General features: G+C 53.1%; 17 protein-coding genes. 9 read left to right on the top strand and 8 right to left on the bottom strand.

What is annotated here, in order from left to right; genetic code table 11:
- Positions 1–63: 63 nt before the first annotated feature.
- On the top strand, positions 64–561 hold the full coding sequence (eco, locus tag JM656_RS07445; protein WP_203361236.1) for a serine protease inhibitor ecotin: 498 nt from the start codon (positions 64–66) through the stop codon (positions 559–561).
- Between the two features lie 50 nt (positions 562–611).
- Here eco and mqo read toward each other — a convergent pair whose 3' ends face one another.
- The 7 genes from mqo to JM656_RS07410 all read right to left on the bottom strand — a co-directional run bounded on the left by mqo (position 612) and on the right by JM656_RS07410 (position 9,775).
- Positions 612–2,267 (bottom strand): malate dehydrogenase (quinone), encoded by a 1,656-nt coding sequence (mqo, locus tag JM656_RS07440; RefSeq protein WP_203361235.1) that lies wholly within the window; start codon positions 2,265–2,267, stop codon positions 612–614.
- 154 nt (positions 2,268–2,421) lie between these two features.
- Positions 2,422–3,858: a magnesium transporter gene (mgtE, locus tag JM656_RS07435; RefSeq protein ID WP_203360615.1), complete on the bottom strand. Its 1,437-nt coding sequence runs from the start codon at positions 3,856–3,858 to the stop codon at positions 2,422–2,424.
- A gap of 147 nt (positions 3,859–4,005) precedes the next feature.
- Complete coding sequence (locus JM656_RS07430) at positions 4,006–5,649, bottom strand: multidrug ABC transporter permease/ATP-binding protein (protein ID WP_203360614.1); 1,644 nt, start codon at positions 5,647–5,649, stop codon at positions 4,006–4,008.
- A 69-nt stretch (positions 5,650–5,718) separates the two neighbouring features.
- The gene (gene alkB, locus JM656_RS07425) at positions 5,719–6,375 is read right to left on the bottom strand and encodes a DNA oxidative demethylase AlkB (protein WP_203361234.1); all 657 of its coding nucleotides are present in this window, start codon (positions 6,373–6,375) and stop codon (positions 5,719–5,721) included.
- Positions 6,375–7,439, bottom strand: a complete 1,065-nt coding sequence (ada, locus tag JM656_RS07420) for a bifunctional DNA-binding transcriptional regulator/O6-methylguanine-DNA methyltransferase Ada (protein WP_203361233.1) — start codon at positions 7,437–7,439, stop codon at positions 6,375–6,377. The genes alkB and ada overlap by 1 nt, the downstream gene beginning before the upstream one ends.
- A gap of 73 nt (positions 7,440–7,512) precedes the next feature.
- Positions 7,513–8,565 (bottom strand): FAD:protein FMN transferase ApbE, encoded by a 1,053-nt coding sequence (gene apbE / locus JM656_RS07415; protein WP_203360613.1) that lies wholly within the window; start codon positions 8,563–8,565, stop codon positions 7,513–7,515.
- 115 nt (positions 8,566–8,680) lie between these two features.
- A complete protein-coding gene (locus tag JM656_RS07410) occupies positions 8,681–9,775 on the bottom strand; it encodes a porin OmpC (protein ID WP_203360612.1) in 1,095 nt (364 codons plus the stop codon).
- A 743-nt stretch (positions 9,776–10,518) separates the two neighbouring features.
- On the opposite strand from JM656_RS07410, the gene rcsD reads away from it, so the two are divergent.
- Together rcsD and rcsB are read left to right on the top strand one after the other, a co-directional pair.
- Positions 10,519–13,188, top strand: coding sequence for a phosphotransferase RcsD (gene rcsD, locus JM656_RS07405; protein ID WP_203360611.1), 2,670 nt, complete (start codon positions 10,519–10,521; stop codon positions 13,186–13,188).
- 16 nt (positions 13,189–13,204) lie between these two features.
- Positions 13,205–13,855 carry a response regulator transcription factor RcsB gene (gene rcsB / locus JM656_RS07400; RefSeq protein WP_203360610.1) on the top strand — a complete coding sequence of 217 codons (651 nt, stop codon included), beginning with the start codon at positions 13,205–13,207 and terminating at the stop codon, positions 13,853–13,855.
- Between the two features lie 105 nt (positions 13,856–13,960).
- Here rcsB and rcsC read toward each other — a convergent pair whose 3' ends face one another.
- A complete protein-coding gene (gene rcsC, locus JM656_RS07395; RefSeq protein ID WP_203360609.1) occupies positions 13,961–16,807 on the bottom strand; it encodes a two-component system sensor histidine kinase RcsC in 2,847 nt (948 codons plus the stop codon).
- A gap of 168 nt (positions 16,808–16,975) precedes the next feature.
- Here rcsC and atoS point away from each other — a divergent pair, with 168 nt between their 5' ends.
- The 6 genes from atoS (at position 16,976) to JM656_RS07365 (ending at position 24,239) form a co-directional block, all read left to right on the top strand.
- Positions 16,976–18,814 (top strand): two-component system sensor histidine kinase AtoS, encoded by a 1,839-nt coding sequence (gene atoS / locus JM656_RS07390; RefSeq protein ID WP_203360608.1) that lies wholly within the window; start codon positions 16,976–16,978, stop codon positions 18,812–18,814.
- Positions 18,811–20,196 (top strand): acetoacetate metabolism transcriptional regulator AtoC, encoded by a 1,386-nt coding sequence (gene atoC, locus JM656_RS07385; RefSeq protein ID WP_203360607.1) that lies wholly within the window; start codon positions 18,811–18,813, stop codon positions 20,194–20,196. The genes atoS and atoC overlap by 4 nt, the downstream gene beginning before the upstream one ends.
- Positions 20,197–20,393: 197 nt before the next feature.
- On the top strand, positions 20,394–21,053 hold the full coding sequence (atoD, locus tag JM656_RS07380) for an acetate CoA-transferase subunit alpha (protein WP_203360606.1): 660 nt from the start codon (positions 20,394–20,396) through the stop codon (positions 21,051–21,053).
- A 2-nt stretch (positions 21,054–21,055) separates the two neighbouring features.
- Entirely contained in the window at positions 21,056–21,706 is a 651-nt protein-coding gene (locus tag JM656_RS07375) for a 3-oxoacid CoA-transferase subunit B (RefSeq protein WP_203360605.1), read from the top strand.
- Positions 21,703–23,025 (top strand): TIGR00366 family protein, encoded by a 1,323-nt coding sequence (locus JM656_RS07370; protein ID WP_203360604.1) that lies wholly within the window; start codon positions 21,703–21,705, stop codon positions 23,023–23,025. The genes JM656_RS07375 and JM656_RS07370 overlap by 4 nt, the downstream gene beginning before the upstream one ends.
- A 29-nt stretch (positions 23,026–23,054) precedes the next feature.
- The gene (locus tag JM656_RS07365) at positions 23,055–24,239 is read left to right on the top strand and encodes an acetyl-CoA C-acetyltransferase (protein WP_203360603.1); all 1,185 of its coding nucleotides are present in this window, start codon (positions 23,055–23,057) and stop codon (positions 24,237–24,239) included.
- Positions 24,240–24,247: the final 8 nt, after the last annotated feature.

The raw sequence follows: 24,247 nt of genomic DNA, 5'->3' as shown, positions 1-24,247 counted from the left end.
GAATGTGTTACGCTGCGCGAAATCGTTCATAAGCGAGAAAAAGGAAATAGTGTGAACAATAAAATGAAGACCCTCGTTCCTGCGGTACTGTTGGCCGCTTTCGCCAGTACTTCTGCATTGGCAACCACGCAAGAGACGAATTCTCAGCCGCTGGAAAAAGTCGCGCCGTATCCGAAGGCCGAGAAAGGCATGAAACGTCAGGTTATCCAACTCACGCCTGAACAAGATGAATCTACCCTCAAAGTAGAACTGCTGATTGGTCAAACGCTGGAAGTGGATTGCAACCAACATCGTCTTGGCGGCCAACTGGAAAGCAAAACCCTGGAAGGCTGGGGCTACAACTACTACGTCGTCGACAAAGTCACGGGCCCAGCTTCAACCATGATGGCCTGCCCGGAAGGCAAGAAAGAGAAAAAATTCGTCACCGCCTATTTGGGTGATGCCGGGATGCTGCGCTACAACAGCAAACTGCCTATCGTGGTCTATACCCCTGAAAACGTGGAAGTGAAATACCGTATCTGGAAAGCGGACGAAAACGTTCAGAACGCTGTAGCGCGTTAATACGTTTTTCTCAGAGATAAAAAAAACCTGCCGAGGCAGGTTTTTTTATTTTACAGCGCGATATCCGCGACTTCTTTACGCTCTGGCTGAGCCTGAGGTTTCAGTTGCGGTTGTGGCGCAGCGTCCGCCACCTGCGGCTTGTCATATTTCAGACCCAGCACTTCGCTGGTGTACTGCAACTCTTGTTCCGTCGCCTCAACGTTACCGTTCAGTTTTGTTCCGTATGACGGCACAATCGTTTTCAGCTTCGCCTGCCATTGCGGACTGGCGACTTTATCCTTAAACACTTTTTCCATCAGATGCAGCATGATCGGTGCCGCTGTTGATGCACCCGGTGACGCGCCCAGCAGTGCCGCAATGGTACCGTCTTTGTCGCTTACCACTTCGGTGCCCAGACGCAATACGCCGCCTTTGTCTGCATCACGCTTGATGATCTGCACGCGCTGACCCGCCTGCCACAGACGCCAGTCTTCTTTCTTCGCCTGCGGATAGTACTCTTTCAGCGCCTCAAAACGGTCGTCATCACTTAGCATGACCTGGCTCATCAAGTATTTCACCAGATCAAAGTTGTCCAGCCCCACGTTAACCATCGGCATAAAGTTCGATGTCGTGGTTGAACTCATCAGATCCCACAGCGAACCGTTTTTCAGGAATTTGGTCGAGAAGGTCGCAAATGGCCCAAACAGCACGACACGTTTGCCGTCCAGAACACGGGTATCGATATGAGGTACGGACATCGGCGGTGCGCCTACTGAAGCCTGACCGTACACTTTCGCCAGGTGGCGATTCACCACATCCGGGTTATCCGAGACGAGGAACTGACCGCCCACCGGGAATCCGGCATAGCCATCGGCTTCCGGAATACCGGACTCTTGCATCAGTTTCAGCGCCGCACCACCCGCGCCGATAAAGACAAACTTCGCTTTGATGTCGTGCTCTGCTTCACCGTTTTTCAAATCGGCAACGGTCACAGTCCAGGAGTTATCCGCGTTACGCTTAAAGCCACGAACTTCCGTGTTCACTTGCAGCGCAAAGTTTGGTTTTTTCTGTAAAGAGGCGATCATCTGACGGGTAATTTCACCGTAGTTCACGTCAGTACCAATTTCAGTACGCGTGGCGGCTACTTTCTGTTTCGGATCGCGCCCTTCCATTACCAGCGGTGCCCACTCTTTGATCTGCGCGTGATCTTCGGAGTAACGCATACCACGGAACAGGGTGCTCTGCTGGAGCGCTGCATAGCGGGCGCGCAGGAAGTTCACGTTCTCGTCGCCCCAGACGAAGCTCATGTGCGGAACGGTCGTGATAAAGGAACGCGGATCGTGGAGTACACCGCTGTTGACCTGATGCGCCCAGAACTGGCGAGAAATCTGGAAGGATTCGTTGATGTCGACGGCTTTTTCAATGCTGATGGAGCCATCGGCTTTCTTCGGCGTGTAGTTCAGCTCCATGAGTGCGGAGTGGCCTGTCCCGGCGTTGTTCCAGCCGTTTGAGCTCTCCTGCGCAACGCCATCCAGTCGCTCGACCATGGTCATTGACCATTCCGGCTCCAGCTCTTGTAGGTACGTCCCCAGGGTGGCGCTCATAATGCCGCCGCCAATCAACAGTACATCCGTCTCTTGCTCTTCGGTCGCTTTCGCTTGTGCTGCCACAGAGACAACATTCAGCCCCACGGCCAGGGTGAAGAGCATGGCCGTCGCTTTTTTCATCATGTTAATGCCTTACTTTGAGTATCGCTTTTGCTTTTCGCAGGTGAAAATCAATCGGCATTAACGTTAACATTTAAGTCATAAAATTTAAATATTGTTTATAAATTATATTAAAATTTTAAAGTTATTGTTGATTATTTGAATGTTTATCAACCTAAAGGAGGAAAATCGTCGCCAGGCCAAGAAAAATGAAGAAGCCACCAGTGTCCGTTAGCGCCGTGATCATCACGCTGGAGCCCACCGCCGGATCGCGGCCAAACTTCAGCATCGTCATGGGTATGATGACCCCCATCAACGCGGCGACCAGCAGATTGAGCACCATGGCTAAGGTCATCACCGCCCCCAGCGCCATATCGTCATACAGCCACCAGGTCACGCCCCCCATGATCCCGCCCCAGACCAGGCCATTGATCAACGCGACGCCCATCTCGCGCAGGATCAGGAAGGTTAAATTCCCCGGCTGAATATGCTGCAACGCCAGCGCCCGCACGATCATGGTGATGGTCTGATTCCCGGTATTCCCCCCGATCCCGGCGACAATCGGCATCAGAGAGGCCAGCGCGACCAGTTGCGAAATGGTGTGTTCAAAACCATCAATCACGCGGGAGGCGATAAACGCAGTACACAGATTGATCGCCAGCCACGCCCAGCGGGTTTTCACCGCTTTCGTGACCGGGGCAAAGACGTCTTCCTCCGCGCTTAATCCCCCCATGCGCCGCAAATCGGTATCCGTTTCTTCATACACCACATCGACAATTTCATCGATGGTTAAGCGGCCCATTAACTTACCGGACGTATCCACCACCGCGGCGCTGACCAGGTTGTCACGTTCGAAGGTACGCGCCGCGTTCTCGGCTTTGTCTTCCGGGGCGAAGGTCATGGGGTCATCATCCATGACCTCACTCACCTTTTTCTGCGCATCGTTGAGCAAAATACAGGTTAATGTCAGCTCGCCGACAAGCGTTTTTTTCCGATTGATAACAAAGAGTTTATCGGTGTTTTCCGGCATTTTTCCCAAACGGCGTAAATAGCGCTGCACCACTTCTAAGGTCACGTCCGGGCGCACCGTAATGACTTCGAATTCCATGATCGCGCCAACGCGATTTTTCTCGTAGTGCATAACCTGACGCACGCGGGCGCGTTCTTCCGGCGGCAAGGTCGCCAGCAGCCGCCCGGTGAGATTACGCGGCAAATGCTGCACCAGATAAATCTGTTCATCGATATCGAGATACTGCAGCGCATCCAGCAGCGCACGGTCGGTCATTTCATCAATCAAATCGTCCCAGACGTTTTCTGAGGCTTCAATCAACACTTTGCCGCGTTTTTCACTTTCAACCAGCCGCCACAGCGCGTGACGCTCTTCGGAAGGCAATGCTTCCAGGGTATCGGCGAGATCGGCAGGCGGCAGGTGAGCGACCAACGCCCCTACCTCAGCAATATCGTCGGATAACGTACCGACGTCATATTGCTCAGCCAGGGTGAGTTTGCCTAACAGGGTGGAAATAACGGCTTTATCGGTGGTCAGCAACCAGATGAGGCGGGCACGCTCTTCATCACGTTGCCTGGCAGTATTTTTCGTTGTTACGGTCATTAGTTATAAATCCAGATTATGGAATGCCAGTAAGGATGGCCCCCAAAAATGTAAATAACAATAAACGGTCAACGTGGTTGGATAAAAAATCGGCGTTATGTAGGGGATCGACGGCCCGATACGCGTAGCGTCCTCGGGCCTGGGAGGTCAGGCGGTACGCGCTACCGCATCGCGTGACGCGGCATCACGCTCATCACCCACCAGCTCGCTAAGCTGTCCATTGCGCATTTCGAGCAGACGGTCGGCGTGAATAAAGTAGTGATCATCGTGGCTGATGGCAAAAATGGTTTTTCCCATTTCCTGCATTAGCGGCAGCAGCACCTGGTAGAATTCGCGGCGGAAATGCGGATCCTGATCGGCGGCCCACTCATCCAGCAGGATGATGTCACGCTCTTCCGCCAGCGCCAGCAGCAGCGCCACGCGTTTTTTCTGCCCTTTTGACAGCTTCAGGTTCAGAATACGCCCATCGCTTAACTCGAGTTTGTGCGCCATTTTCAGGTGCTCGAGCCACTTCTGAACCAGCGCGGGATCGGCAGGTTTTCCTTCCGGCCCCAACAACTGATCAAACAGCCAGACATCGGTAAATACGGCGGAAAAGAGCTTACGATAGTCTTCAGGTTTATCCACCGGGACCGCTTCGCCATCCAGCAGAATTTCGCCGGATTGCGGTTGGTATAACCCGGTCAACAACATCGCCAGCGTTGATTTTCCGCTCCCGTTACCGCCAATCAGGAACAGCAACTCCCCACGATGAATGGTCAGATTGACCGGCCCCACCGAAAACGCGTTGTCCTGGTAGTGGAACATGACATTACGCAACTCCAGCGTTTTCCAGTTCGGGAATGCTTTGGGGCGTGGGAATTCGGCTTTAAACGGCGCCAGAGAAAATTTATTGAGCTTATTGAACGCCACCTGAGCGGTGAGCAAGGTCGGGAGCGCCCCCACCGCAGATAACAGCGGCGTACGCAGGAAAAGCAGCGTCAGAGAGTAGGTTGCGGCCACGTTAGTGTCTGCCCAACCGAGGCTGTTTGCCATCCAGAAGACCAGGCCAATCGCCCCCAACATCATGATATTCGACCAGTTGACGGCACTAAGATGGAAGGTGTCAGCGCGAATAATGTGATGACGGTACTCTTTGGCATCCGGCACATACAACTGATTAAAAATATGTTCCGCGCGCTCACGGTTCAGGGTCAGTTCTTTACGCCCTTCCAGCACGGTCTGATAGTCGTTATACAGTTTGTCTTCCGTTTCGCGCAGCGTCGCCATATGCCGGTAAACCCGCGCCACCAGCACGAATCCGCCCCAGATGGTTACCGCCACCCAGATTGCGGTGACCAGCAACATTTTGGTTGAGAGCATGGCGAGGTAGGCGGCAGAGCCGAGGGTCAGGATGATACCCTGCACCAGTTCAGGCAGGCGCACAAACGCAATGGTGATGTTGCGGATGTCGCTGGTTAAGCCTGCGAGCAACGAGGCACTGCCCAGTTGTTCGATGCGTTCAACGCGGGTATCCAGAATGCGTTTGATAAACTCGCTGCGCAGACGGTAGACAAAATGGTGTCCCAACGTGGTCAGCGCCAGCTGTGATCCAAGCGTCACCACCATCAGCAACAACAGCAATCCGAGAAATTCCGGTAATACCATCAGCGAGACGTCGACCGTTTCGATCAGACGTTGATTGATAAACGCAATCAGCCCGATTCCCAACGCAGCACTGGCGAGGCTGAGCGCCATGACGCTGATAAATGGCCAGCGATACTGCCGCCAGACAAGAAGAAGAAGTTCCATGCAGACAACCCGGACAAGTAATAACAGCCCGCAGTTTAAACATCTCAACGCCGACAGCAATAATAATTCTTATTTTAATTCCCTTTTACCCGCCTGACGGAATGTCAGATTGTAGCGACAGTCGGCGGTCAACGGATGAAAACCCGATTTAAGCGGTTGTATACCATGATAAAATAACCGGGATTCGCCGCCCCAGACCACAACATCGCCATGCTCAAGTAAAAGCCGTTTTAACGGGTCATTGCGGTGCAAGCCACCAAACTGGAAGACAGCGGGCAACCCAAGCGAAACCGAGACAATGGGGGCACGCAGGTCAGGCTCATCTTTATCCTGATGCAACGACAGCTTCGCCCCCGGCGCATAACGGTTGATAAGACAAGCGTCAGGCGTAAAGTCAGGGTAACCTGCCGCCGTTGCTGCCTGTTGGCACAGGCTGGCGAAAGCCTCAGGCAACGGCGGCCAACGTTCGCCCGTCAACGGGTCGACGGGCGAGTACAGATAACCGTGCTGATCGGTGGTCCAGCCCAGCGGGCCGCAGTTGGTCATCGCCACTGACATGGTGTACCCGCCGGGTGTGACCATATGGCGAAACGGTGACTGACTGGCAATCGCCAAAATATCCTGCAGCAGTCTCTGCGCCGCACTGAAAGCAAAACGACGCAGGATCACAGCACCTGGTGCCAGCGGCTCTTGCCATGGCTCAGCGTCCGCAAACAGGTCCAGCATCATGACTCCTCACGTTGCGTCTCGCGCTTGAGCAATTGCGCCTTACGCGCCACACCCCAGCGATAGCCGGAAAGCGAGCCATCTCCCCGCACCACACGATGACAGGGGATCACTATCGCCAGCTTATTTGCCCCACAGGCGCTGGCAACGGCACGGACCGCTTTCGGTTTTCCGATGGCGTTGGCGACCTGCTGATAACTGACCGTTTCACCGCAGGGAATGGCGCGTAATGCCTGCCAGACCTGTTGCTGAAATGCGGTCCCCTGTATGTCCAGCGGTAAAGCCAGCGGCGTGTTGCGGGCATTGATGCTGTAAATCACCTGCTGTACCCGTTGCTGAAAATCCGCATCCGCAGGTTCATCCCGTGCGGCGGGAAACATTTCATGCAATCCGGCGATAAGCCCGGCATCGTCGTCACCTAACAGGATCGCACAGATCCCGCGTTCACTTTCCGCCACCAGGCAGCGACCCAACGTACAGTCTGCTATGGCATAGCGAACAGTCACCTTGTCGCCTCCTTTGCGAAACTGCTTCGCCGTCATGCCCAGCGTTTCGTCGGCTTTACGGTAGTAACTGCTGCTATCAGGATAGCCGGCGTTAAGGAGTGCCTGCGTTACCGTCTCCCCTTTTACCAGCGCGTCGCGCAAACGGCGGGCACGATACGACTGCTGCCACGCTTTTGGGGTCATTCCCGTCGTTGCTTTAAACAAACGATGTAAATGAAACGGACTCATGGCAACGTCCTGCGCCAGTGCCTCTAATGTGATGGGTGTATCCTGTTCCAGCAAATGGCACGCGCGGGTGATTTTATCCAGCCGCTGTTGATGGGCATTTTCTTTGTCTGGCTGGCAACGTTTGCAGGGACGGAATCCTGCGCTCAGCGCTTCACCGGCATCCCCGAAAAAACGAACGTTTTTACGCAGGGCATGCTTCGCCCGACAGGAAGGTCGGCAGAAGATCCCCGTCGTCGTCACCGCAAAGACAAACTGGCCGTCGGCATTGGGATCGCGTTCCACCACCGACTGCCAGCGTTGATCATCGTTTACTCGTAAGACATTTTTCATCATGGACTCCTTCGGTAAGCATAGTGCTTAGTGTGTCCACAAACCATCGAACGAAAACCCGCAATCTTGCTTTTTAATTTTTCTCGCTGATGAGGAAGCCCTGGAACTGCGGAGACATCCAGGTCTTAAAGCCGTCGCCTTCTTTGACGATCATATAAACGGCCAGCCCTTCGCGGCGAACCACCTCTTTCGCTTTTTCGGTGCCGAGCACCATCAGTCCTGTATCCCAGCCATCGGCTTCCAGCGCCGTCGGGGCGATCACCGTCACCGACACCAGGTTGTGCTCAATAGGGCGTCCGGTTTGCGGATCAATAACATGAGAGACGCGTTTACCGTCCAGCTCATAATAGTTGCGATAGCTGCCGGACGTGCTGATGCCATGCCCGTTGATATCGACAATCGCCTGTACCGCATTTTCCTGGTCTGTCGGTTTCTGGATAGCCACCCGCCACGGATGCCCTTCGGCATTCATGCCACGACTGCTCAGCGCGCCGCCAACCGAAACCAGATAGCGGGAGATACCTTCCTGCTCCATCAGATATGCCAGGTGATCCGCTGCATATCCCTCGCCAACGGTGGAGAGATCGACGTACAAGTCCGCGATATCTTTTTGCAGATACTGTTGGCGCGCCTGCTCAATAACCGTCAGATGCGCCAGGCCGGTTTTGGCTTTTGCGACGTCAATCTGTTCCTGAGTGGGGATCTTCACTGGCTGTTGATCCGGGCCAAAACCCCACAGATTGACCAGCGGACCGACGGTAATGTCCATCGCTCCGTCCGTTTTTGCGCCAATACGCAACGCGGAGGTGACTATATCGGCCATCGCTTCACTGACGGGCCAGGGCGAGAGACTTTGCGACTGGTTAAAGCGCATTAATGCGGAATCATTTTTATAGGTGGAGAGCAGTTGATCGTCAGCATCAAGCTGAGTCTGAATCCGGACCTGTAGATCCTGGAGGCGTTTGGCATCGACGCCCACAACACTGACGCGCCAGAAGGTTCCCATCGTTTTACCTTCCAGCACCTGCGCCTCGGGAACCGGCTTAACTGGCTGTGGGGCGTTATCGCATCCCACAAAAAAGAGCGTGGCAGCCAACAGGACCGCCCGAAAAGAAGTCATTTCCATACGTGATTATCCTCATGCGAACGGGCGCAAGAGTACACCAAAAACAGTTATTTGTACGCCGGAATAAAGGCATTAAAAAAGGGCCCGCAGGCCCTTTAGGTGACAAAACCGACAATTAGAACTGGTAAACCAGGCCCAGAGCGACGATGTCATCGGTGCTGATCTTAGCATCGTTGGTAAAGCGGTTGTCATCCAGCAGGTTGATTTTGTAATCAACATAGGTGGACATGTTTTTGTTGAAGTAGTAAGTCGCGCCAACATCAACATATTTCACGATGTCCTGATCGCCGTAGCCACGGCCCAGGTCTTTACCTTTGGACTGCAGGTAGGCAACGGACGGACGCAGACCGAAGTCGAACTGGTACTGTGCAACCACTTCGAAGTTCTGTGCTTTGTTAGCCCAACCCAGATCGCCAGTGCGAGTCGCGTTGTAAGTCTGGGTGTATTGTGCAGCCAGGTAAACGTTGTTGGCGTCATATTTCAGACCACCGGTGTAGGTTTCAGCACGATCGCCGGTACCGATAAAACCAGAGTTGTTCTGATCAAAGGTACGGTTAGAACCAGAAACCGCAGCACCGATACCGAAGCCTTCACCGATATCATAAGTGATAGAACCGCCAACACCTTCGTCGTTCTGTCTCAGAGCATCGCGACCGTTGTTCGTCTGGTCTTCACCGCTTGGGCTACCGTTTTTACCCTGATACTGGATAGCGAAGTTCAGGCCATCAACCATACCGAAGAAGTCAGAGTTACGGTAGGTCGCGAAGCCGTTACCACGCTGTTGCATGAAGTTGTCAGAACCGTAGGTGTCGCCGCCGAATTCCGGCAGAACGTCGGTCCAGGAGGTTACATCGTAAACCACACCGTAGTTACGACCGTAGTCGAATGAACCGGCATCACCGAATTTCAGACCGGCAAACGCCAGACGGGTCCAGGAATCATTTTGGTTTTCAGACGTGTTACCCTGAATCTGGTATTCCCACTGGCCGTAACCGGTCAGTTGGTCATTTACCTGGGTTTCGCCTTTGAAGCCGAGACGCATGTAGGTCTGATCGCCATCAACGCGGTCGTCATCGGAGAAATAGTGCAGACCGTCGACTTTACCGTACAGATCTAATTTGTTGCCGTCTTTGTTATAAATTTCGGCCGCATTCGCGGTACCCGCTACCAGCAGAGCCGGTACCAGGAGGGACAGTACTTTAACTTTCATTTTGTAAACCCTCTGTTATATGCCTTTATTTGCTTTTTTTATTGCCACTGCATACTGGTTAACCCTCATTAACCAGTCGGCAACTTCATTCTCCTCAAAATGACAGAATAATCCAACACGAATATGATACTAAAACTTTTAAAATGTTTCATTTATCGGCATAGATGTTTCTAAATGTTAATTTCGTGGAACTTTTTTTAAATCGGAAAATGCAAAAAATAAGCACGAATTAACAAGATGCATTAATTTTCATTTTAAAAACAGAATGTTACATACGGAAAATTCATAGCACTGAATGACAAAACAAAAAACTCGCCGATCACTAAAATAAAGACGCTATCATCATTAACTTTATTTATTACCGTCATTCATTTCTGAATGTCTGTTTACCCCTATTTCAGCCGAATGCACTGCATTCGGTTTTTTTTTACCCTTCTTTACACTGTTCCCCTTCACATTGTGCTACGACGTAAAAAAGAGTCACGGAAATTCAGCGTTTTCTTCCACGCACGCTCAGAATTAATGTCAAAAATATTATCTTGTTATTTAATGCTGCATTTTTCAGTATTTTCCTAAATATGTGTACCCCATTTCATGCGATGTACACATTTATACAGTAGCAATGCTGATCCCTCAGGCAGACGGAAATGCAGTGTCGGTAAGAGGCGAGAGTCTGGAAATTCACACATTACCCTTTATACTGCCCTATCTCCTTTCGCCTTGTTAACAGGTCATAAACACGAATGCGTCAGACTGACACAACGGTTTCTACCCGATTCTCCCTTCTGCCGGGAAGCATTACCCGTTTCTTCTTATTACTGATCATTGTGTTGTTGGTGACGATGGGTGTTATGGTGCAAAGCGCCGTGAATGCCTGGTTGAAAGATAAAAGCTATCAGATTGTCGATATCACCCACGCGCTGCATAAGCGGGTCGATACCTGGCGCTACGTAACGTGGCAAATTTATGACAACATCGCCGCAACCGCTAACCCTTCAACAGGGGAAGGTCTGCAAGAAACGCGGCTGAAACAAGATGTCTACTATCTGGAGAAACCGCGTCGTAAGACCGAGGCCCTCATTTTTGGCTCCCATGACAGTTCAACGCTGGAAATGACCCAGCGTATTTCAACCTATCTGGATACGTTGTGGGGTGCCGAGACAGTACCGTGGTCCATGTATTACCTGAACGGGCAGGACAACAGCTTAATCCTCATCTCCACATTGCCGCTTAAAGATCTCGCGTCCGGCTTTAAAGAGTCGACTATTGGTAATATCGTCGACTCGCGACGCGCGGAAATGCTGCAACAAGCGAACGCGCTTGATGAAAGAGAAAGTTTCTCTTCTCTGCGTCATCTGACATGGCAAAACGGGCATTACTTCACGTTACGCACCACCTTTAACCAACCCGGACATCTGGCGACCGTGGTCGCATTCGATCTGCCGATTAACGATCTGATCCCACCTGGCATGCCGCTGGACAGCTTTCGTCTTGAGCCTGACGCCACGCCAACGACCGTACATAATAATGAAAAAGAGTCGCCAGACAGCGTCAGCATCAGTTTTAACAGCGCTAAAATTGAAATTTCATCAGCCCTGAACTCAACCGATATGCGTCTGGTCTGGCTGGTGCCTTTCGGGACGCTGCTGCTTGATACGCTGCAAAATATCCTGCTGCCGTTGCTGCTCAATATTGGTCTGCTCGCGCTGGCGTTGTTTGGTTACACCACCTTCCGCCACCAGCCAGGTCGCTCGACGGAGGTTGCGCCCAATACCGCGGCAAATAATGAACTGCGTATTCTGCGTGCAATAAATGAAGAGATTGTCTCCCTGCTGCCTCTCGGTCTGTTGGTTCATGACCAGGAAGCCAATCGGACGGTGATCAGCAATAAAATTGCCGATCATCTGCTGCCACACTTAAATTTGCAGAACATCACCAGCATGGCGGAACAGCATCAGGGGATCATTCAGGCCACCATCAATAACGAGCTGTATGAAATTCGCCTGTTTCGTAGCCAGATTGCGCCGCGCACCCAGATCTTTATCATCCGCGATCAGGATCGTGAGGTACTGGTCAATAAGAAGCTTAAGCAGGCACAGCGGTTGTATGAGAAAAACCAGCAGGGTCGTGCCGCATTTATGCAGAATATCGGCGCGGCATTGAAAGAGCCGGTACGGATGCTGGCGGTTAACGCCGCCGCATTGAATACCCCTGACAGCCAAAAACTGGCTAATCAGGCCGATGTGCTGGTACGTATGGTGGATGAAATTCAACTCGCGAACATTCTGGAGAATGATAGCTGGAAGAGTGAATCGACACTGTTCTCTGTTCAGGCGCTGATCGACGAAGTCGTGCCGGAGGTCCTGCCGGTAATTAAGCGCAAAGGGCTACAACTGTTGATCAATAACCACCTTAACGCCAGCGACGAGCGCCGTGGCGATCGCGACGCTCTGCGCCGGATCTTACTGCTGCTCATCCAGTACGCCGTCACCACGACTCAGATCGGTAAAATTACCCTTGAAGTTGATCAGGACGAGTCCGCAGAAGAACGTCTGACCTTCCGCATTCTGGATACCGGTGAAGGTGTGGCGCCGAATGAAATAGATAATCTGCATTTCCCGTATATTAATGAAACGCAGGGCGACCGTTACGGCAAAGCGAACCCACTCACCTTCTGGTTGTGCGATCAGTTAGCCCGCAAACTCGGCGGTCATTTGAATATCAAAACGCGGGAAACGCTCGGCACGCGCTATACCGTCCATGTTAAAATGACGCCGCACGACCAGCATGCTGAAGTCGAAGAGCGCCTGCTTGATGACGTTTGTGTGATGGTTGATGTCACCTCTAACGACGTGCGCAACATTGTGGTTCGCCAGCTGGAAAACTGGGGCGCGACGTGCCTCACTCCGGACGAACGGCTGGTAAGTCAAGAATATGATCTCTTTTTAACGGATAATCCGTCTAATCTTACTGCCTCGGGCTTGCTTTTAAGCGATGATGAGTCAGGCGTGCGAAAAATCGGCCCTGGCCAACTGCGCGTCAACTTTAATATGAGCAATGCTATGCAGGAAGCTGTCTTACAACTTATCGAAGAGCAACTGGCGCAGGAAGAAATTCCAGAGTCCCCTCTGGGAGGAGATGAAAACGCCGAACTTCATGCCAGCGGTTATTACGCGCTATTTGTAGACACAGTACCGGATGATGTTAAGAGGTTGTATACTGAGGCGGAAACCAGCGATTTTGCTGCGCTGGCCCAAACGGCCCACCGCCTGAAAGGGGTGTTTGCCATGCTTAATCTGGTACCCGGCAAGCAGTTATGTGAAACGCTGGAACATCTTATTCGTGAGAAAGATGCTCCAGGTATAGAAAAATACATCAGCGACATTGACGCTTACGTCAAAAGCTTGCTGTAGCAAGGTAGCCCAATACATGAACAATATGAACGTAATTATTGCCGATGACCATCCGATTGTACTGTTCGGTATTCGCAAATCACTTGAACAAATCGAGTGGGTGAATGTTGTCGGCGAATTTGAAGACTCCACAGCACTGATCAACAATCTCCCTAAACTGGATGCGCATGTTTTAATCACCGACCTCTCAATGCCGGGGGATAAATACGGTGACGGGATCACCTTGATCAAATATATCAAGCGCCATTTCCCGAGCCTGTCGATCATTGTTCTGACCATGAACAACAACCCGGCGATCCTGAGCGCCGTGCTGGATCTCGATATTGAGGGCATCGTCCTGAAACAAGGCGCCCCTACCGACTTGCCAAAAGCGCTGGCCGCGCTGCAAAAGGGCAAAAAATTCACCCCGGAAAGCGTTTCTCGCCTGCTGGAAAAAATCAGCGCGAGCGGTTACGGTGACAAACGTTTGTCACCGAAAGAGAGTGAAGTCCTGCGTCTGTTCGCCGAAGGTTTCCTGGTGACGGAGATTGCCAAGAAGCTAAACCGCAGCATCAAGACCATCAGTAGCCAGAAGAAATCGGCGATGATGAAGCTGGGCGTGGAGAACGATATCGCGCTGCTGAACTACCTCTCTTCGGTAACGCTGAGTCCAAACGACAAAGATTGATAACTATTGACCGTCACGAGCCTGATGGCGCGATGCCTGTCAGGCTTAGACGTTGATAATATCAGACCCAAAAGCCGGATAAGGCGAAACCGCCCTCCGGCATTTTTATGTCCGCATTTTTCTAACCCGCTCAGCATAGAGCGCCAGCGTCTGTTGCAATACATCCAGGGTGACCGGTTTCGACAAGCAGCTATCCATACCCGACTCCAGACAACGTTGTTTCTCTTCCGCCAGCGCGTTGGCCGTCACGCCAACCACCGGCAGCGTCAGCCCTAACTGACGAATACGCTGTGTCAGGCGATAGCCATCCATATTCGGCATATTGACGTCGCTAAGCACAATATCGATAGCATTTTTGCTCAGTACATTCAGGGCATCAACGCCGTCATTTGCCGTTTTGCACTGATATCCAAGCGATCCTAACTGATCGGCCAGCAGACGGCGGTTGATAGGATGATCGTCCACCACCAGAATCATCATATCATCATTGGCATCGCCCACTTTCTCAGGCGCCGTCAGCGCCGTTGAGGCGTCTTCACTGTCCAGCTCAATACTGTAAATACGCGCCAGTAAACCCGGTAATTCGTGCGGCGACGCAACGCTATGCACCCACTCGCCCGCCGCTCTTTCCACCGGTATCCCGATATGGCGACGGCAGAAGATCACGGCGGCACGCCCCAGCCACGGCTGCTCCAGCTCATCATCCGTTATCAATACGTCATCTGGCGCCGGTTCCTGACCGTCATAGCGGAGCACCTGCACGCCGTTACGCGCCAGGCTGGACTCCACAAAATGGGCCAACGAGGCGTTACGCACCGCCAGCCAGCAACGGGTTTTCGCAAGGCCGTCCACGGCTTTTCGCACCGGGAATTGCGCGCCATACAGAGGGATACGCAGCGTAAACTGGCTTCCCATGCCGGGTTCTGAATCCACGGAGATATCGCCGTCCATCATGCTGATCAGTTTTTCGCAGATCGCCAGCCCCAGGCCCGTTCCCTGGAAGTTCCGCTGCACCCCGGTTCCCACCTGGAAGAAAGGATCGAACAAGCGCACCACTTCTTTCGCCGGAATACCCACCCCCGTGTCGCGCACCCGAATGCTGAGATAGTCGCCGTTACACTGCACATGCAGCACAATGCAGCCCGTATCGGTAAATTTAATGGCATTGCTGAGCAGGTTGGAAATAACCTGCTGCAGACGCATCGGATCGCCATTCAGCGTGACCGGAACATCCGGTTCGATAAAGCAATACAGTCCTAGCTGTTTACGCACCACCAGCGGCAAATAGTTTGCCGTAATATGGCTCATCACTTCCCGGGGTGAAAACTCGCGTGGCTCAATCTTCAACTGCTCAGACTCGATTTTCGAGAAATCGAGAATGTCGCTAATGATTTTTAGCAGCAGGCTGGAGGAGTTGTTCATCGCCGTCACCAAGCGATCCACACCTTTCGGCAGCTCTTTGGTTTGCAGCAGATCGAGGTTACCGATAATTCCGTACAACGGTGTGCGCAGTTCATGGCTGACCGTGGCGAGGAACATCGATTTGGACTGGCTGGCCTGTTCAGCCGCCTGCGCCATCTCCTGCAACGATTCTTCCATCTTCACGCGGGCGCTCACATCCACCAGCACGCAAATCGCCACGTTTTCATTGCGATAGCGTGAATGCACAAAGCTAATTTGCAGGTTCGTGTTATTGCTGGTCAACACGTCCACAAAGTTGACCTGCTGGCCGCAGATAATTTGCGTCAGCCTCTGGCGATCCTCATGGGTGAGCATATTAAGGTAGGTATGCGCAAGTTCATTACTGAGGATATTGATGCCGTCGATGGTGCGCAAAATACAGATCCCCACGGGCGCGGAGGCAACAATTTTACGGTTGAACTGTTCATGTTCTTCCAGGCGCTGGGCGTCGCTTTCCGCCGGAATAAAAATCCGCCGTTCATACATGCGCGCCAGCGTAAACAAGGCAGCCCCGACCAGCACATTCAGTATAATTGCGTTAAGGATCAGCATACGGATGCGCTCGAGCACCAGATCGACAGGCACCGAGTAGACAATACTCAGGGACGACGGCGGCAGATTTTTCTTCAGCACCAGCTCGCGAAAACCTGGCGTGTAGCCAAACCAGGAGCGCTCCTGCATCCAGCGCGGTTCCGCTTTGATATTGCCATCCGGACCGGTCAGCGAAATTAAGGCGTGACCATTTTCATCCAGAATCGTTACCCCCATGGGGAGACTGCCTGGCGTGAAAAAGTTTTCCATGCGAATAGACTGTTCAACGCCGAGCAGCCCCTGCAGACGATTAGCCAGATAGACCGGCGTCAGCGCATAAAAATAGCCGATGCCCGGCCGCGGTCCCTGACCTATCCAAAAGAGGTTATTCCCGCTCTCTTCCTGGGGCGCGTTACGGTACTTGACGATACGCTCGTGCAGCGCTTTCAACGCCGCATCACGCTCAACAGGCATATCGCGCAGACCAAAATTCGCCATACAGAGGTTATCGCTACCGATCAGAAATACGCGATTCAGGTCGTAAGCAGCGGAGAAATTGTCGCGCCAGTAGCGCATAAACCAGGACAGCGACTCCAGCGATCCCCGCCACATATTGCTCATGGCGGCGCAGTCGGAGTCAGCGAAAAGTGGTTCGAAAGTGGGCACTTCGGCCTTTTCGTCCCGCGCCCGCGAAGACATCACGCCGTTTTCCGCCGTGAGGCGATTTTCAGCAATGTACTTCAGCTCTTTCATCACGTCTGAAGTACGCTGAATGTAGCGCTGGGCTTGATCGGAACTGAGATTAAACTCCTGACGAATTTCTGACTCTCGCTGATGCAGCGCATTCACGATGTAAAACACCGAAGCAAACGCAATCAAAAGCCAGATTAATAACGCCAACGCCCTGAACAGGTAGCGCGACACTTTCAGGGTGGTGCGGAAGGAAGCAAGGTATTTCAAAAGGGCGAAGCTCCGCCTCAGGATGTAAATAGAGTGTGATTAAGGTAGCGGTAAATGACCGACGTCGCAATGGTCTCTCATGACGGGAATATGATGCACCGCTGAGAAACTTACGCCCTAATCACCGATAATCGGCGTTTGCCTGAAAAACACAACATGGAATTCAGCATGCGCTATCTACAATGGGTAATTCGCCGCTTATACCCACGACGCTTGCGAAACCAGATGATCCTGGTGGCCATATTGATGGTCATTATACCCACTGTTTCTATTGGTTATATCGTAGAAACTGAAGGCCGTTCAGCAGTATTGTCCGAAAAAGAGAAAAAACTGTCCGCCGTCTTAAGCCTTCTTGACGATGCATTAGGCGATCGTTTTAATCTCTATAGTGACCTGCCGCGAGAGGAACGCATTCGCGCGCTTAATGCTGAGTTAGGCCCCATCACAGAACGTATTACTGCCGCGTTTCCCGGAATTGGCGCTGGATATTACAACCAGGCGTTAGACGCCGTTATCACCTATGCGCCCGCTGCGCTTTATCAACATAATGTCGGCATCACAATATCCCCCGATCACCCTGGCCGCGACGTCATGAGTAGCCATTCTGCGCTGGTGTACTCAGGAAAACAGGTACGGGGCGATATCCTTAACTCCATGATCCCCATTGAGCGGCAGGGTAATGTTCTCGGCTATATCTGGGCCAACGAACTGACCGAAGACATTCGCCAACAAGCGTGGAAAATGGACGTCAGGATCATCACGGTGTTGGCCGCAGGCCTGATCGGTAGCCTGTTGCTGATCATCTTTTTTTCACGGCGACTCAGCGCTAACATCGGTGTAATTACCGATGGCCTGTCGCTTCTTGCGCAAAATAGCCATATGCGTCTCCCCTCTCTGTCCGGTGAACTGGGGCAAATCAGCCAGAGTGTCAACGCCCTGGCGCAAACCTTGCGGGAGACCAAAACCCTTAATGATCTGATCATTGAAAACGCCGCCGATGGCGTTATCGCTATCGACCGACAAGGCGACGTCATCACCATCAATCCCGCAGCAGAACAAATCACCGGCTATACGCAACAGGAATTGGTGGGTAAATCTTATGCCAGCCTGTTTACGCACTCGCAATTTTACAGCCCGGTACTCGACACCCTGGCGCACGGAACGGAACATCTGGCCCAGGAGATCAGTTTCCCTGCCCGCGATCGCACCATTGAGATCCGCGTCACCACCAGCCGAATTCATAATGCCTGGGGCGAGTTAATCGGTGCTCTGGTCATTTTCTCCGACTTAACGGCCCGTAAAGAGAAACAGCGTCGGCAGGCGCAAACGGAAAGACTCGCCACCCTCGGAGAACTGATGGCGGGCGTGGCGCATGAAGTGCGCAACCCGCTAACGGCTATTCGCGGCTATGTACAAATCATCCGCCAGCAGACAACTGAGCCGCTCCACCAGGAATACCTCTCTGTGGTGCTGAATGAAATCGACTCAATCAATAAAGTGATCCAACAGCTGTTAGATTTATCCCGCCCCCGCCAGAGCCAGTGGCAACAAATCCAGCTCAATGCACTGGTCGAGGAGACGCTTATCCTGGTACAAACCGCTGGCGTCCAGGCACGGATTTCATTCCACGTGGACTTAGATAGCCAACTGTCTCCGATAGTCGCAGATCGTGAATTGCTCAGACAGGTGATTCTGAACGTATTAATTAATGCGGTGCAGGCGATCGGCGCCCGAGGGGAAATTCGTATTCGTACCTGGCAATACACGGCGTCACAACAGGCGGTGACGGTTGAAGACAATGGCTGTGGTATTGATATCGCAATGCAGAAAAAGATATTTGATCCCTTTTTTACGACGAAAGCCTCAGGAACCGGTCTTGGACTGGCGCTCAGCCAGCGCATCATCAATGCGCATCAGGGCGATATCCGCGTTGCCAGCATGCCTGGCTGTGGGGCAATTTTCACGCTGATTTTACCGATTAACCCGCAGGGAACCGTCCCGGAATGAATTCCACCTACCGTATTCTCATCGTTGACGACGAAGACAATGTTCGCCGTATGCTGACCACCGCCTTTTCGCTGCAAGGGCATGAAACACTCTGTGCCAGCAACGGTAAGGCCGCACTGCACTGCTTTGAAGAAACAGAGCCGGACGTGGTGTTGATGGACATCCGTATGCCGGAAATGAGCGGTATCGAAGCGCTGAAAATCATGAGAGCCCAGCAGCCCCGAATCCCCATCATTTTGATGACGGCCTATGCTGAAGTAGAGACAGCCGTCGAGGCACTCCGCAGCGGCGCATTTGATTATGTCATCAAACCCTTCGATCTGGACGAGCTCACTTTAGTTATTCAGCGAGCGCTACAACTCCAGGCCATGAAGCAAGAGATCCGCAGCCTCCACAAAGCGCTGAGTAGCAGTTGGCAGTGGGGACATATCCTGACCAACAGCCCTGTCATGATGGATATCTGTAAAGATACGGCCAAAATCGCCCTCTCCCAAGCCAGCGTACTGATCAGTGGGGAGAGTGGAACGGGGAAAGAGCTGATTGCCCGCGCGCTCCACTATAACTCCCGCCGGGCGAATGGCCCGTTTATCAAAATCAACTGCGCAGCACTGCCGGAATCGTTACTGGAAAGCGAACTGTTTGGCCATGAAAAAGGGGCATTTACCGGTGCGCAAACATTACGCCAGGGGCTGTTTGAACGTGCTCATCAGGGAACGTTATTGCTTGATGAAATCGGTGAAATGCCGCTCGTTCTCCAGGCCAAGCTGCTGCGTATTTTGCAGGAACGAGAGTTTGAACGCATTGGCGGGCACCAGACCATTCAGGTCGATATCCGCATTATTGCCGCCACCAATCGCGATCTCCACGCCATGGTAAAAGAAGGCGCTTTCCGCGAAGATCTGTTTTATCGGTTAAATGTGATCCATCTGATGCTACCTCCCTTAAAAGAGCGCCGGGAAGATATCCCCTTACTCGCCAACCACTTTTTACAAAAATTTAGCTCAGAAAATCAACGCGATATTATAGAGATCGACCCTACGGCAATGTCGATACTCAGCGCATGGCCGTGGCCAGGCAATATCCGTGAGTTATCGAATGTGATTGAGCGTGCGGTTGTCATGAATACTGGCGCGGTTATTTTTGCTGAGGATTTACCCGCTCAGTTTCGCCTGCCGGTGAGCCCCGCCAGCGAAGTCAAAACACCCCAACCGGGAGAGCGCAATCTGAAAGAAGAGATCAAGCGCGAAGAAAAACGCATTATCGTTGAGGTGCTTGAACAACAACAGGGAAACCGTACGCGCACCGCCCTTATGCTGGGGATTAGCAGACGCGCCCTGATGTACAAACTGCAGGAGTATGGTATTGACCCGGCTGATAATTGATACCGGAATCTGCTATGCAGAATTTTGCACAGTGCGCAAAATTCTGCCTATTTCTCCTCGTCTCACATACCCACCCACTCAAAAATAAACCTTCATAATTAATATCTTAACTAATATTTTTGTTATTCATCGCTTCTGGCATTCCGCTTGCTATTCCCTATGCGTACCCAACATGGAGTATGCAAAAGGGAAACATAATGAAAACAAAACTGATTACCTTACAGGACGCACCCGATTTTTTTCGTGACGGCATGACCATCATGGTTGGCGGTTTTATCGGCGTTGGCACCCCGCCCCGTCTGATCGAGGCCCTCCTTGATTCCGGCGTCAGGGATCTCACGCTAATCGCCAACGATACCGCCTTTATCGATACCGGTATTGGCCCGCTTATCGTCAATGGCCGGGTGAGCAAAGTTATCGCCTCGCATATTGGCACCAACCCCGAAACCGGTCGGCGAATGATTGCCGGAGAAATGGAGGTACAGCTGGTTCCACAAGGAACCCTGATAGAACAAATCCGCTGTGGCGGCGCGGGTCTCGGCGGTTTTCTGACCCCGACGGGCGTCGGCACTGTGGTGGAGGACGGTAAACAGACCATGACGCTCGATGGAAAAAAGTGGCTGCTTGAGCGTCCACTGCGTGCCGATCTGGCGCTGATCCGCGCCCACCGCGCCGATCCCCTCGGCAACCTCACCTATCAACTCAGCGCCCGCAATTTTAACCCCCTGATTGCCCTCGCCGCCGATATCACGCTGGTGGAACCTGACGAGCTGGTCGAAACAGGCTGCCTGTTGCCAGACCAGATTGTCACCCCAGGCGCGGTTATCGACCATATCGTTATTCCACAGGAGCGTTAATCATGGATGCTAAACAACGTATTGCGCGCCGCGTGGCGCAAGAACTTCGTGATGGTGACGTCGTTAACTTAGGGATTGGTCTGCCGACACTGGTCGCTAATTATCTTCCCGCCGATATCCATATCACGCTGCAATCAGAGAACGGTTTTCTTGGGCTGGGTCCCGTCACCACTGCCCATCCCGATTTAGTGAATGCTGGCGGGCAACCGTGCGGCATATTACCCGGCGCCGCGATGTTTGATAGCGCAATGTCGTTTGCACTGATTCGCGGTGGCCATGTTGATGCCTGCGTCCTCGGCGGATTGCAGGTGGATGAGAAGGCCAACCTCGCCAACTGGGTCGTTCCCGGCAAACTGGTGCCCGGTATGGGGGGCGCGATGGACCTGGTCACTGGCGCGCGCAAAGTGATCATTGCCATGGAGCACTGCGCGAAAGACGGTTCAGCCAAAATTCTGCGTTACTGCACCATGCCGCTAACCGCCCAGCACGCGGTACATATGCTGGTGACTGAGCTCGCCGTATTCCGTTTCATTGACGGCAAAATGTGGCTTACCGAAATCGCTGAAGAATGTGATATCGCCACGCTTCGCGCGAAAACCGAAGCGCATTTTGACGTTGCAGCCAACCTGATAATCCAACGAGGTGATGCATGATTGGTCGTATCTCACGCTTTATGACGCGCTTTGTCAGTCGCTGGCTCCCCGATCCGCTGATCTTTGCCATGATGCTGACGCTGCTGACGTTTGGGATTGCGCTCTGGTTAACGCCACAAACCCCCATCAAGATGGTGAAATTTTGGGGTGACGGTTTCTGGAACCTGCTGGCATTTGGGATGCAGATGGCGTTAATCATTGTCACCGGACATGCGCTGGCCAGTTCCGGGCCGGTGAAAAGCCTGCTGCGTACCGCCGCATCGGTCGCCAAAACCCCGGCACAAGGGGTGATGCTGGTAACGTTCTTTGGCGCGGTCGCATCCGTCATCAACTGGGGTTTTGGTCTGGTGGTGGGAGCGATGTTTGCCCGCGAGGTCGCACGCCGGGTACCCGGTTCCGACTATCCCCTGCTCATTGCCTGCGCCTATATCGGCTTTATCACCTGGGGTGGCGGCCTCTCCGGCTCGATGCCGCTGCTCGCCGCGACGCCAGGCAACCCGGTCGAGCATATTGCAGGGTTAATTCCGGTCGGGGACACCATTTTCACCGGATTCAATATCTTCATTACGCTGAGTCTTATCGTGGTGATGCCGTTCATTACCCGTTTGATGGTGCCAAAACCGTCTGATGTCGTCTCCGTTGATCCCAAATTATTGCTGGACGACACTGATTTTCAGAAAACATTACCGGCTGATGCCCCGCCGTCTGAGAAACTGGAAGAGAGCCGCATTCTGACGCTGATCATCGGTGCGTTGGGTATTGCTTATCTGGCGTTCGACTTTGCAGAGAAAGGGTTCAATATCACGATTAACACCGTCAACCTGATGTTCCTGATTGCCGGGTTGTTACTCCACAAAACGCCCATGGCCTATATGCGTGCCGTCAGCGCAGCCGCCCGCAGTACCGCAGGTATTCTGGTTCAGTTCCCTTTCTACGCGGGAATTCAGCTGATGATGGAACACTCCGGCCTCGGGGGGCTTATCACCGAGTTCTTCATCAACGTCGCCAACAAAGACACCTTCCCCCTCATGACCTTCTTCAGCTCTGCGCTGATTAACTTTGCCGTGCCGTCGGGCGGCGGACACTGGGTCATCCAGGGCCCCTTCGTGCTTCCGGCCGCTGAGGCGCTGGGCGCCGATCTTGGCAAGTCGGTCATGGCGATTGCCTACGGCGAGCAGTGGATGAACATGGCGCAGCCGTTCTGGGCGCTACCTGCGCTGGCCATCGCCGGGCTTGGGGTGCGCGACATCATGGGTTACTGCATCACGGCCCTGCTCTTTTCCGGGATCATATTCGTCATTGGCCTGAGCGTGTTCTGACGACAACCTTTCACAGTAAGGAACAGAAGATGAAAAACAGTGTCATCGTCAGTGCGGCACGTACCGCCATTGGCAACTTTAACGGCGCGCTGGCAGCCACCAGCGCCATCGATCTTGGGGTAACGGCGATCAAAGCTGCGCTTGAACGTGCGCAACTCGATCCTCAACGGGTTGATGAAGTGATCATGGGCAATGTGCTTCAGGCGGGTCTGGGACAAAACCCGGCGCGCCAGGCGTTGTTAAAAAGCGGTCTTGCCGATACGGTTTGCGGTTTTACCGTCAACAAACTGTGCGGCTCTGGCCTGAAAAGCGTCGCGCTGGCCGCACAGGCGATTGCGACCGGGCAAGCACAAGCCATCATCGCGGGCGGCATGGAGAACATGAGTCAGGCGCCCTATCTGCTGGATGCAAAAGCCCGTTGGGGCTATCGCCTCGGCGACGGACAATTATCCGACTCCATTCTGCATGATGGTCTGCTCTGCGCCATCCACGGTTACCATATGGGGATCACTGCGGAAAACATCGCCCGGGAATACGATATCAGCCGCGAGATGCAGGATGAACTGGCGCTCCACTCCCAGCGTAAAGCCGTAGCGGCGATGGAAAGCGGCGCGTTTCAGAAAGAGATCGTCCCCGTCACCATCACATCGCGCAAGAAAACCCTGGTTTTTGACCGTGATGAATTTCCGAAAGCCGAAACAACGGCGGGAGGCCTCGCCGCGTTGCGTCCCGCTTTTGACAAAGAGGGTACCGTGACTGCCGGTAATGCCTCGGGGATCAACGATGGCGCAGCAGCTCTGGTGGTGATGGACGAATCGGCGGCACTGGCGGCGGGGCTGAAGCCGCTTGCGCGTATTAAATCCTGGGCCAGCGGCGGCGTCGCCCCCGCATTGATGGGGATGGGGCCGGTTCCCGCCACCCAAAAAGCGCTGTTACAGAGCGGGCTCCAGCTTTCTGATATCGATCTCATCGAAGCCAATGAGGCATTTGCCGCGCAGTTCCTTGCAGTGGGTAAAGTCCTTGGCTTTGATCATCAGAAAGTGAATATCAACGGCGGCGCTATCGCACTTGGGCATCCTATCGGGACCAGCGGTGCGCGTATTCTGGTCACGCTGCTTCACAGCCTGGAGGCGCACGATAAAACACTGGGGCTGGCGACGCTGTGTGTGGGTGGCGGTCAGGGGATCGCGATGATTGTTGAACGGATGAACTAAATTAACGA

Origin of the sequence: Citrobacter sp. R56 (genome assembly GCF_016811995.1) — a bacterium.
Classification (GTDB): Bacteria; Pseudomonadota; Gammaproteobacteria; order Enterobacterales; family Enterobacteriaceae; genus Citrobacter_D; species Citrobacter_D enshiensis.
The sequence above is the reverse complement of the archived record's forward strand: the minus strand, read 5'-3'. Positions and strand labels throughout refer to the sequence as shown.

Bases quoted from the DNA above. Each gene is read 5' to 3' on its own strand.
- eco (WP_203361236.1), top strand. From the start codon at position 64: ATGAAGACCCTCGTTCCTGCGGTACTGTTGGCCGCTTTCGCCAGTACT.
- mqo (WP_203361235.1), bottom strand. From the start codon at position 2,267: ATGAAAAAAGCGACGGCCATGCTCTTCACCCTGGCCGTGGGGCTGAAT.
- mgtE (WP_203360615.1), bottom strand. From the start codon at position 3,858: ATGACCGTAACAACGAAAAATACTGCCAGGCAACGTGATGAAGAGCGT.
- JM656_RS07430 (WP_203360614.1), bottom strand. From the start codon at position 5,649: ATGGAACTTCTTCTTCTTGTCTGGCGGCAGTATCGCTGGCCATTTATC.
- alkB (WP_203361234.1), bottom strand. From the start codon at position 6,375: ATGCTGGACCTGTTTGCGGACGCTGAGCCATGGCAAGAGCCGCTGGCA.
- ada (WP_203361233.1), bottom strand. From the start codon at position 7,439: ATGAAAAATGTCTTACGAGTAAACGATGATCAACGCTGGCAGTCGGTG.
- apbE (WP_203360613.1), bottom strand. From the start codon at position 8,565: ATGGAAATGACTTCTTTTCGGGCGGTCCTGTTGGCTGCCACGCTCTTT.
- JM656_RS07410 (WP_203360612.1), bottom strand. From the start codon at position 9,775: ATGAAAGTTAAAGTACTGTCCCTCCTGGTACCGGCTCTGCTGGTAGCG.
- rcsD (WP_203360611.1), top strand. From the start codon at position 10,519: ATGCGTCAGACTGACACAACGGTTTCTACCCGATTCTCCCTTCTGCCG.
- rcsB (WP_203360610.1), top strand. From the start codon at position 13,205: ATGAACAATATGAACGTAATTATTGCCGATGACCATCCGATTGTACTG.
- atoS (WP_203360608.1), top strand. From the start codon at position 16,976: ATGCGCTATCTACAATGGGTAATTCGCCGCTTATACCCACGACGCTTG.
- atoC (WP_203360607.1), top strand. From the start codon at position 18,811: ATGAATTCCACCTACCGTATTCTCATCGTTGACGACGAAGACAATGTT.
- atoD (WP_203360606.1), top strand. From the start codon at position 20,394: ATGAAAACAAAACTGATTACCTTACAGGACGCACCCGATTTTTTTCGT.
- JM656_RS07375 (WP_203360605.1), top strand. From the start codon at position 21,056: ATGGATGCTAAACAACGTATTGCGCGCCGCGTGGCGCAAGAACTTCGT.
- JM656_RS07370 (WP_203360604.1), top strand. From the start codon at position 21,703: ATGATTGGTCGTATCTCACGCTTTATGACGCGCTTTGTCAGTCGCTGG.
- JM656_RS07365 (WP_203360603.1), top strand. From the start codon at position 23,055: ATGAAAAACAGTGTCATCGTCAGTGCGGCACGTACCGCCATTGGCAAC.